Here is an 8,850-nt window from a genome sequence, read left to right as displayed (position 1 = left end):
GCGGGTCGGATCGCAAGCCCAGCACCCTGGAGATCGCCGGCGCCATCGAGCAGGCCCGCACCGAACTGGCCGCCGCCGAGACGCAGGTGGGCGAACTGACCGCCGCCCTGGCCGGCGCGCTGGCTGAGCAGCGCAACCGGCAGGACGCCGCCGAACAGGCGCTGGCCGCCCTCAACGAATCCGACGCCGCCATCTCGGCCATCTACGAACAGCTCGGCCGGCTGGGACAGGACGTGCGCGCTGCCGACGAGGAGTGGCGGCGCCTGCAGTCCCAGCGCGACGAACTCGAAGCCGGCCGCACCCAGGCGGTCGAGGATCTCGGTCAGTTGGAGGCCCGGCTGCACGGTGCCCAGGAGGCGCAGACCGTCGTCGAAGCCTCTCCCGGCGAACGCCAGCAGATCCAGCAAGCGGCCGAAGCCGCCCGTTCCGCCGAAGTGGAAGCCCGGCTGGCGGTGCGCACCGCCGAGGAACGTGCGAATGCCGTTCGGGGCAAAGCGGATTCGCTGCGCCGGGCCGCCGCCGCCGAACGCGAGGCGCGGGCGCGGGCGCAACACGCGCGGGCCGCCCGCCAGCACGCCGCCGACGTCGCCGCCGCGGTCTCCGAGAGCGGCCGCCACCTCGCCCAGCGGCTCGGTGCCGTGGTCACCGCCGCCGCCCGGATCCGGGACCGGCTGGCAGCCGAACGTCAGCAGCGGGCCACGGCGATGACCGCCGTGCGCCAGGAGGTCGCCGCACTCAACGCCCGGATCTCCCAGCTGACCGACTCGCTGCACCGCGACGAGGTGGCCAAGGCGCAGGCGGCCCTGCGCATCGAACAACTCGAGCAGACCGTGCTCGAACAATTCGGCATGGCCGGCGACGATCTGATCGCCGAGTACGGCCCTGAGGTGGCGCTGCCGCCGTCGGAGCTCGAGATGGCCGAATACGAGCAGGCCCGCGAACGCGGCGAGCAGGTCACCGCACCGGCGCCGATGACGTTCGACCGGTCCACCCAGGAGCGCCGGGCCAAACGCGCCGAGCGCGAACTAGCCGAACTGGGCCGGGTCAACCCGCTGGCGTTGGAGGAGTTCGCCGCGCTGGAGGAGCGCTACAACTTCCTGTCCACCCAACTCGAGGACGTCAAAGCGGCCCGCAAGGATCTGCTCGACGTCATCGCCGGAGTGGACGACCGCATTCTGCAGGTGTTCACCGAGGCCTACGCCGACGTGGAGCGGGAGTTCTCCCAGGTGTTCGCCGCCCTGTTCCCGGGCGGCGAGGGCCGACTGCTGCTCACCAATCCCGGCGACATGCTGACCACCGGTGTCGAGGTGGAGGCCCGGCCGCCGGGCAAAAAGGTCAAGCGGCTGTCGCTGCTGTCCGGCGGCGAGAAGTCGCTGACCGCGGTGGCCATGCTGGTGGCCATCTTCCGGGCCCGGCCGTCACCGTTCTACGTCATGGACGAAGTCGAGGCCGCCCTCGACGATGTCAACCTGCGCCGGCTCATCGGGCTGTTCGAGCAGCTGCGCTCACAGTCGCAGCTGATCGTCATCACCCACCAGAAGCCGACGATGGAGATCGCCGACGCGCTCTACGGCGTCTCCATGCAGGGCGACGGCATCACCCAGGTGATCTCCCAGCGGATGCGCGGGGAGACCCTGGTCTCCTCCTAGTGCGATTTCGGTGCACTTTCATGCGCTGAGCGCTCGCCAGTGCACCGAAATCACCCGCGACGGCGCGGCAGCCGACAACTAGCCGGTGACGCCGATGCGGCGCAGGCCGGCCAGATCGGCGGCGCCGGCGCCGTGCAGGCAGATCCGCAACTCGTCGATGAAACCTCCGAGGACGTCGACCACCGCGGCCGCCGATTCGATCGCCGGCGCCAGCAGCGGCCGCGCCATCGCCACCACGTCGGCGCCCAGCGCCAGGGCTTTGGCGGCGTCCATACCCGACCGGACCCCGCCGGAGGCCACCAGCGGCATGTCCGGCAGCGTGCGGCGTACTTCCATCAGGGCCTGCGCGGTAGGGATTCCCCAGTCGGCGACGGCGGGGTAACGGACTTCTCCGTAGCGGACGACCTGCTCCACCCGCGCCCATGAGGTGCCGCCGGCGCCGGCGACATCCACCGCGGCGATTCGCATACCGCGCAGCCGCTCGGCCGCCGCGGCGCCGATACCGTGTCCGACCTCTTTGACCAGCACGGGGTAGGGCAGTTCCTCGGCCAGCCGGGCCAGTTGTTCCAGCGACCCGGCGAAATCGGTGTCGCCGTTCTCCTGCATCGCCTCCTGCAGCGGATTGAGGTGCACCGCGACGGCGTTCGCTCCGACCCGTTCCAGGGCCGCGGCGAGCCGGGGCGCCAGCCGGTCGGTCACCTGCGCCAGCCCGATGTTGCCGATCAGCAGCACATCGGGTGCCAGGTCACGAACCTCGAAACTGGCTGCCGCCGCGTCGGCGGCCGGGTCGTCACCCAGCATGATGCGCTGCGACCCCAGCATCATGCCGACACCGAGTTTCTGGGCCGCCTCGGCGAGGTTCCGGTTGATGGTGCGGGCCAGGTCCGCACCGCCGGTCATGGCCCCGATGAGCACCGGAGCCCGCAGCGGGCTGCCGAGAAACCGGGTGGTCAGGTCAATGTCCGGCAGGTTGGTCTGGGTCAGGGCGTTGTACGGCAGCTGGAACCAGTCGAAGCCGGTGCTGACCCCGACGAACTCGACCGGCCCGGTCAGGCAGGCGTCGATATGGCGCAGCTTGCGCGCCGACAATCCGTCGCTCATTCGGACCGGTCCGGGTCGGGTTTGTCAGCCTGGCAGCGGCGCGACCGGGAACCCTGGAACAATGACACGGTGTCACAGGGTCTCTGGATCGCTCTCGCGGTCATCGCCATCCTCGTCATCGTCGCACTGGTCGTCGGGACAGTGCTCTACCGGCGCCGCCAGGTCAGTCTGCTTCCTGCCCCCGAAGAGCCTGCCATCGAGGCTCCCACAAAAGTCGACCGCTCCGGCGGCTACACCGCCACCTCCGGCATCTCGTTCACACAATCGTCAGGCCCCGCGACGGTGGAACGGCCCAGATCGCCGAAGCCGCCGCTCATCGACACCACCGGCCTGCCCGGGGTCGGTGACGACGCCGCTATTCCGCGGGACTCGCTGAAACGGCCGATCTCCCAGGTCCGGCTGCCCGAACCCCCGGTTCTCGACGAGACCGCCGCGCGCGACGCCGGTGTCATGCTGCCCAGCCCGCCGGTGGCCGACGACATCCTGGCCGAGACCACGGTCGGCGACGACTTCGTCGACGAGGACATCGTCGTCCAGGACTTCGTCGTCCAGGACTTCGTCGTCGAGGACTTCGTCGTCGAGGACTTCGTCGTTGACGACACCGTGGCCGAGACCGCCCTCGCCCCGTCTCCGATCGACACCATCGCCCCGACCGCCGGACGGCTGGAACGGCTGCGCGGGCGGCTGGCCAAGTCCCAGAATGCGTTCGGCCGCAGCATGCTCGGTCTGCTCGGTGGCGGCGACCTCGACGAGGACTCCTGGGAAGAGGTCGAGGACACCCTGCTGATCGCCGACCTCGGGCCGACGACCACTACTTCGGTGATCGAACACCTGCGCGCCGGAATGGCGGCCGGCAGCGTGCGCACCGAGGCCCAGGCCCGGGCGGTGCTGCGTCAGGTGCTGGTGCAGGAGCTCAATCCCGGTTTCGACCGGTCCATCCGGGCGCTTCCGCACGACGACAAACCGTCGGTGCTGCTGGTGGTCGGCGTCAATGGCACCGGAAAGACCACCACCGTTGGCAAGCTGGCCCGTGTGCTGGTGGCCGACGGTCGTCGCGTCGTCCTGGGCGCCGCCGATACCTTCCGCGCCGCCGCCGCCGACCAGTTGCAGACCTGGGCGTCGCGGGTGGGCGCCGAGGTGGTCCGCGGCCCGGAGGGCGCCGACCCGGCGTCGGTGGCCTACGACGCGGTGGACAAGGGCATCGAGTCCGGCGCCGACGTGGTCGTCATCGACACCGCCGGCCGGCTGCACACCAAGACCGGTCTGATGGACGAGCTGGGCAAGATCAAGCGGGTCATGGAGAAGCGGGCGGCGGCCGTCGACGAGGTGCTGCTGGTGCTCGACGCCACCATCGGGCAGAACGGTCTCACCCAGGCGCGGGTGTTCGCCGACGTGGTCGACATCACCGGTGTGGTGCTGACCAAGCTGGACGGAACGGCCAAGGGCGGCATCGTCTTCCGGGTTCAGCAGGAACTCGGGGTTCCGGTGAAACTGGTGGGCCTCGGCGAAGGCCCCGACGACCTGGCGCCTTTCGAGCCGGGAGCATTCGTCGACGCGCTGCTCGGCTGAGCGGTCGGGCCGCGTGCATCAGCACAGCGTGTACGCGCGCATCAGCACAGCGTGTAACAGCACCATCAGCACAGCGTGTAACAGCACCGAAACTTCGGCCGCGGGTTCGTTCACCTGAGCGAAACACCGGGGTCTGAAACCGGAAACAACCACTGCGCAAGGTTCTCCCTAGGTCGCCGGCCATCGGCGATGTAAAGGAGGAACTTTCCAGTGGACCTATTCCCAGTCTTGGGAGTGCCGGACACCGGTGACACCGCGTGGATGCTTGCCAGCGCCGCGCTGGTGCTGCTGATGACACCAGGCCTGGCATTCTTCTACGGCGGTATGGTGCGCGCCCGCGGCGTGCTCAACATGATCATGATGAGCGTCAGCGGCATGGGTGTGGTGACGGTGCTCTGGGTGCTCTACGGCTATTCGATGGCCTTCGGCAACGACACGATGGGCTTCTTCGGCAACCCCGGCCAGTATTTCGGCCTCAAAGGCCTCATCGGCGGAAACGCCGTTGCTGAAGTGATCGCCGATCCCGTGGCCGGAATCGAGGCCGTCGAGGCCGTGACCATCCCGCTGGCCGGCACGATCCCGCAGACGGTGTTCGTGGCGTTCCAGCTGATGTTCGCCATCATCACCGTCGCACTGATTTCCGGTGCGGTTGCCGACCGGCTGAAGTTCGGCGGCTGGCTGCTGTTCGCCGGGTTGTGGGCGACGTTCGTCTACTTCCCGGTGGCGCACTGGGTGTTTGCCTTCGACGGGGTGACGGCCGAGACCGGTGGTTGGATCGCCAATCAGCTCAAAGCCATTGACTTCGCCGGTGGAACAGCGGTGCACATCAATGCCGGCATTGCCGCGCTGGTACTCGCGCTGATCCTGGGCAAGCGCCTCGGCTGGCCGGGGACTCCCATGCGACCGCACAACCTGCCGTTCGTGATGCTCGGCGCCGGCCTGCTGTGGTTCGGCTGGTACGGATTCAACGCGGGCTCGGCGATCGGTGCCGGCGGCATTGCCGGCACCACGTTCGTCACCACGACGGTCGCGACGGCCGCGGCGATGCTGGGCTGGCTGGTCACCGAGCGGGTCCGCGACGGTCACGGCACCTCGCTGGGTGCGGCGTCGGGCATCGTGGCCGGTCTGGTGGCCATCACACCGGCCTGTTCGTCGGTCAACGTGGTCGGGGCGCTGGCAATCGGCGCCACGGCCGGTGTGCTGTGTGCGCTGGCGGTCGGCCTGAAATACCGGCTCGGGTACGACGACTCCCTCGACGTGGTCGGGGTGCACCTGGTCGGCGGACTGGTCGGGACGCTGATGGTCGGCTTGGTTGCCACCGAGGAGGCGCCGGCGGCTGTCAACGGACTGTTCTATGGCGGCGGAACCGATCAGCTGTGGCGACAGGCCGTCGGTGCCGGGGCGGTGATGGCGTACTCGGCGGTCGTCACGGCTATCTTGGCCTTGCTGGTGAAGTACACCATCGGACTGCGGCTCGATCGTGAAGCCGAGGCTGCAGGTATCGACGAGTCCGAACACGCGGAAACCGCGTACGACTTCGCCGTGGCCGGCGGCGGTGGCGGCGGTAGCTCGGTCTTCTCACGTCAAGGCGCGGAGGTATAGGGAAAATGAAGCTGATCACTGCGATCGTCAAGCCGTTCACTCTGGAAGACGTCAAGACCGGCCTGGAAGAGCTCGGTGTTCTGGGCATGACGGTCAGCGAGGTCCAGGGGTACGGACGTCAGAAGGGTCACACGGAGGTCTATCGCGGCGCCGAATACGCCGTGGACTTCGTGCCGAAGGTTCGCGTCGAGGTCGTCGTCGACGACACCGCGGTGGACCGGGTGGTTGATGTCATCGTGGCCGCCGCCCGCACCGGAAAGATCGGTGACGGCAAGGTATGGGTCAGCCCGGTGGAGACCATCATCAGGGTGCGCACCGGCGAGCGGGGCTCGGACGCTCTCTAGATCGCCCGGGACATGAAATGGCAAAACAGACAAGCGACGCGGCCGCCGCCGGGAGAGTGGAATTCCCGGCGGCGGAGCCGCGGCACCCCGCGACCGACCTGGCGGCGGCCAGCCGCCAGCTCCTCGGCAGCGTGTCGCACCGCCTCGATGCTTCTGCTCTGCGTGAGGCGCTACTGGACCTGAACGAACTGTGGCTGACCACCAAGGCAGCGGAGATCGGCATCACCCCCGGCAGCGGATTCGCTCTGGTGGCCACCGGTGGTCTGGGCCGTCGCGAGATGGTTCCATGCTCCGACCTCGACCTGATGCTGCTGCACAACGGCATGCCTACCGAGACGGTCACCGAGGTGGCCGAGCAGTTGTGGTATCCGTTGTGGGACGCCAACATTCGGCTCGACCACAGCGTCCGCACCGTGTCCGAGACGCTGCAGGTGGCCGGCTCGGACATCTCCGCCGGACTGGCCGTGCTCGAGGCCCGGCACATCGCCGGCGACGATCACCTGTCCGGTCAGCTGATCGGCGGTGCCCGGCGCCAGTGGCGGGCCGGAATCGCCTCCCGCTTCGACGATCTCGTCGAGCAGACCAGAGCGCGCTGGCAGCGCAGCGGCCAGATCGCGCATCGTGCTGAGCCCGATCTGAAGGCCGGGATGGGCGGTCTGCGCGACGTCCAGTTGCTCAACGCGCTGGCGATCGCGCAAGTGGCCGACGTGTATTCCAGCTCTTCGGCGGAGCCGCCGGGCGGCTCGCTGGCCGCCGCGCACCTGTCGCTGCTCAACGTCCGCACCGAACTGCACCGGGTCTCCAAGCGCGGTCGCGACCAACTGCTGGCGCAATACGCCGACGAGATCGGCGCCGCGCTGGGCATCGGCGACCGGTTCGACCTGGCGCGGATGCTCTCCGACGCCGCCCGCACCGTCAGTTACTACGTCGACTCCGCCGTGCGCACCGCGGCCAACGCGCTGCCGCGCCGCGGGCTGTCAGCGCTGCGCAGACCGGTGCGCCGTCCGCTGGACGAGGGCGTCGTCGAATACGCCGGCGAGGTCATCCTGGCCCGTGACGCCAGGCCGCAGCGCGATCCCGGCCTGACCCTGCGGGTCGCCGCGGCATCCGCTGCCATCGGAATTCCGATCGCCTCCTCGACGCTGGCCCGGCTGGCCGACATCGCTCCGGAACTGCGGGCGCCGTGGCCGCGGGACGCTCTGGAGAACCTGCTGGTGCTGCTGACAGCAGGTCCCACCACGGTGACCACCGTCGAGGCGCTGGACCGCACCGGCCTGTGGGGCCGAATTTTCCCCGAGTGGGGCGCTGTGCGCGACCTACCCCCGCGTGACCCGGTGCACACCTGGACCGTCGACCGTCATCTGGTCGAAACCGTCTCCCGCGCAAGCGCTTTCACCACGCGCGTCGCCCGGCCGGATCTACTGGTGCTGGGTGCGCTGCTGCACGACATCGGCAAGGGCCGCAGCGGCGATCACAGCGTCATCGGCGCGGAACTGGCCACCCGGGTGGGGGAACGGATGGGACTGTGGCCCTCCGACATCCGGCTGCTCTCGGCGATGGTCCGCCACCACCTGCTGCTGCCGTACACGGCCACCCGGCGCGACCTGCAGGACCCGGCCACTGCCCGCTCCGTCGTCGACGCCCTCGACGGCGACCCGGTGCTGCTGGAACTGCTGCACGCGTTGGCCGAGGCGGATTCGCTGGCCACCGGACCTGGGGTGTGGGGCGACTGGAAGTCCATGCTGATCGGTGATCTGGTCCGCCGCTGTCGCACCCTGATGGCGGGGGAGTCCGAACCCCACCCCGAACCCGTCGCCGACGAACACCTCGCGCTGGCCCGGGACGGCGCCGTCCACGTCGAGATGGCACCGGGCGGGTCGGCGCACACCTACGCGGTGACGATGATCGCCCCGGACCGCCGCGGGCTGCTGTCCAAAGCCGCCGGAGTGCTGGCGCTCAACGCGCTCAGCGTCCACTCGGCGTCGGTCAACAGTGCCGTATTGCCCGGTGGGGCGTCGGCCATCAACACGTTCGTGGTGTCGCCCCATTTCGGTTCCCCGCCGGCGGCGGAACTGCTGCGCCAGCAGTTCATCCTCGCCCTCGACGGCGAGCTGGACGCCATCGGAGCACTGCAGAAGCGGGATCGGGAGGCTGCCCAATACGGCACCGAACGCGTCGGGGACCCCAAGCCCGGCGTCCCGGCGGCCGCGCCGGCCCCGCCCCGGATTCTGTGGCACGGACCGGAGGAAGGCCACCCCGGCGGGCCCGCAACGCAGCTGGTCGAGGTGCGCGCCAGCGACCGCACCGGGTTGCTTGCCGTGCTCACCGCGGTGTTCGAGCAGGCCGGGGTGGATATCGCCTGGGCCAAGATCACCACCTTCGGTTCCTCGGTGATCGACGTGTTCGCCATCTCCGCACCGACGTCGCGGGCGGCCCGCGAAGCCTTGGAGCGGCAGCTCTACGCGGCCCTGCCCGCCCCGCCGCCGCCCGGCCCCGTTCAGGAAGCCGGCTGATCCTGATTGCCGGACTCCTCATCGCGGCGCCTGGGGGCGCCGCTTGATCGTCGTCCGGCTGGGGTTTGATTG

Annotated in this window: 6 protein-coding genes; 5 read left to right on the top strand and 1 reads right to left on the bottom strand. The window is 69.5% G+C overall.

What is annotated here, in order from left to right; all coding sequences use genetic code 11:
• On the top strand, positions 1–1,649 hold a 1,649-nt coding region (locus ADBZ6I_RS13485; protein ID WP_526384652.1), incomplete at its 5' end, for an AAA family ATPase.
• 78 nt (positions 1,650–1,727) lie between these two features.
• On the opposite strand, the gene fni is transcribed toward ADBZ6I_RS13485, so the two are convergent.
• Positions 1,728–2,750, bottom strand: coding sequence for a type 2 isopentenyl-diphosphate Delta-isomerase (gene fni, locus ADBZ6I_RS13480; protein WP_526384650.1), 1,023 nt, complete (start codon positions 2,748–2,750; stop codon positions 1,728–1,730).
• 69 nt (positions 2,751–2,819) lie between these two features.
• On the opposite strand from fni, the gene ftsY reads away from it, so the two are divergent.
• The 4 genes from ftsY (at position 2,820) to ADBZ6I_RS13460 (ending at position 8,778) form a co-directional block, all read left to right on the top strand.
• Positions 2,820–4,319, top strand: coding sequence for a signal recognition particle-docking protein FtsY (gene ftsY, locus ADBZ6I_RS13475; protein WP_526384648.1), 1,500 nt, complete (start codon positions 2,820–2,822; stop codon positions 4,317–4,319).
• Between the two features lie 210 nt (positions 4,320–4,529).
• Positions 4,530–5,921, top strand: a complete 1,392-nt coding sequence (locus ADBZ6I_RS13470) for an ammonium transporter (protein WP_526384646.1) — start codon at positions 4,530–4,532, stop codon at positions 5,919–5,921.
• A 5-nt stretch (positions 5,922–5,926) separates the two neighbouring features.
• Positions 5,927–6,265, top strand: a complete 339-nt coding sequence (locus ADBZ6I_RS13465) for a P-II family nitrogen regulator (RefSeq protein ID WP_526384644.1) — start codon at positions 5,927–5,929, stop codon at positions 6,263–6,265.
• A 17-nt stretch (positions 6,266–6,282) separates the two neighbouring features.
• Positions 6,283–8,778 carry a [protein-PII] uridylyltransferase gene (locus ADBZ6I_RS13460; protein WP_526384642.1) on the top strand — a complete coding sequence of 832 codons (2,496 nt, stop codon included), beginning with the start codon at positions 6,283–6,285 and terminating at the stop codon, positions 8,776–8,778.
• The last annotated feature ends 72 nt before the right edge of the window (positions 8,779–8,850 follow it).

It is taken from the genome of Mycobacterium sp., from assembly GCF_044342925.1.
Lineage (GTDB): Bacteria > Actinomycetota > Actinomycetes > Mycobacteriales > Mycobacteriaceae > Mycobacterium.
This window is presented reverse-complemented; position numbering and strand designations above follow the sequence as displayed.

What these genes read in the sequence shown, in the direction of transcription:
- fni (WP_526384650.1), bottom strand. Translation starts at nt 2,750, where the DNA reads ATGAGCGACGGATTGTCGGCGCGCAAGCTGCGCCATATCGACGCCTGC.
- ADBZ6I_RS13465 (WP_526384644.1), top strand. Translation starts at nt 5,927, where the DNA reads ATGAAGCTGATCACTGCGATCGTCAAGCCGTTCACTCTGGAAGACGTC.
- ADBZ6I_RS13460 (WP_526384642.1), top strand. Translation starts at nt 6,283, where the DNA reads ATGGCAAAACAGACAAGCGACGCGGCCGCCGCCGGGAGAGTGGAATTC.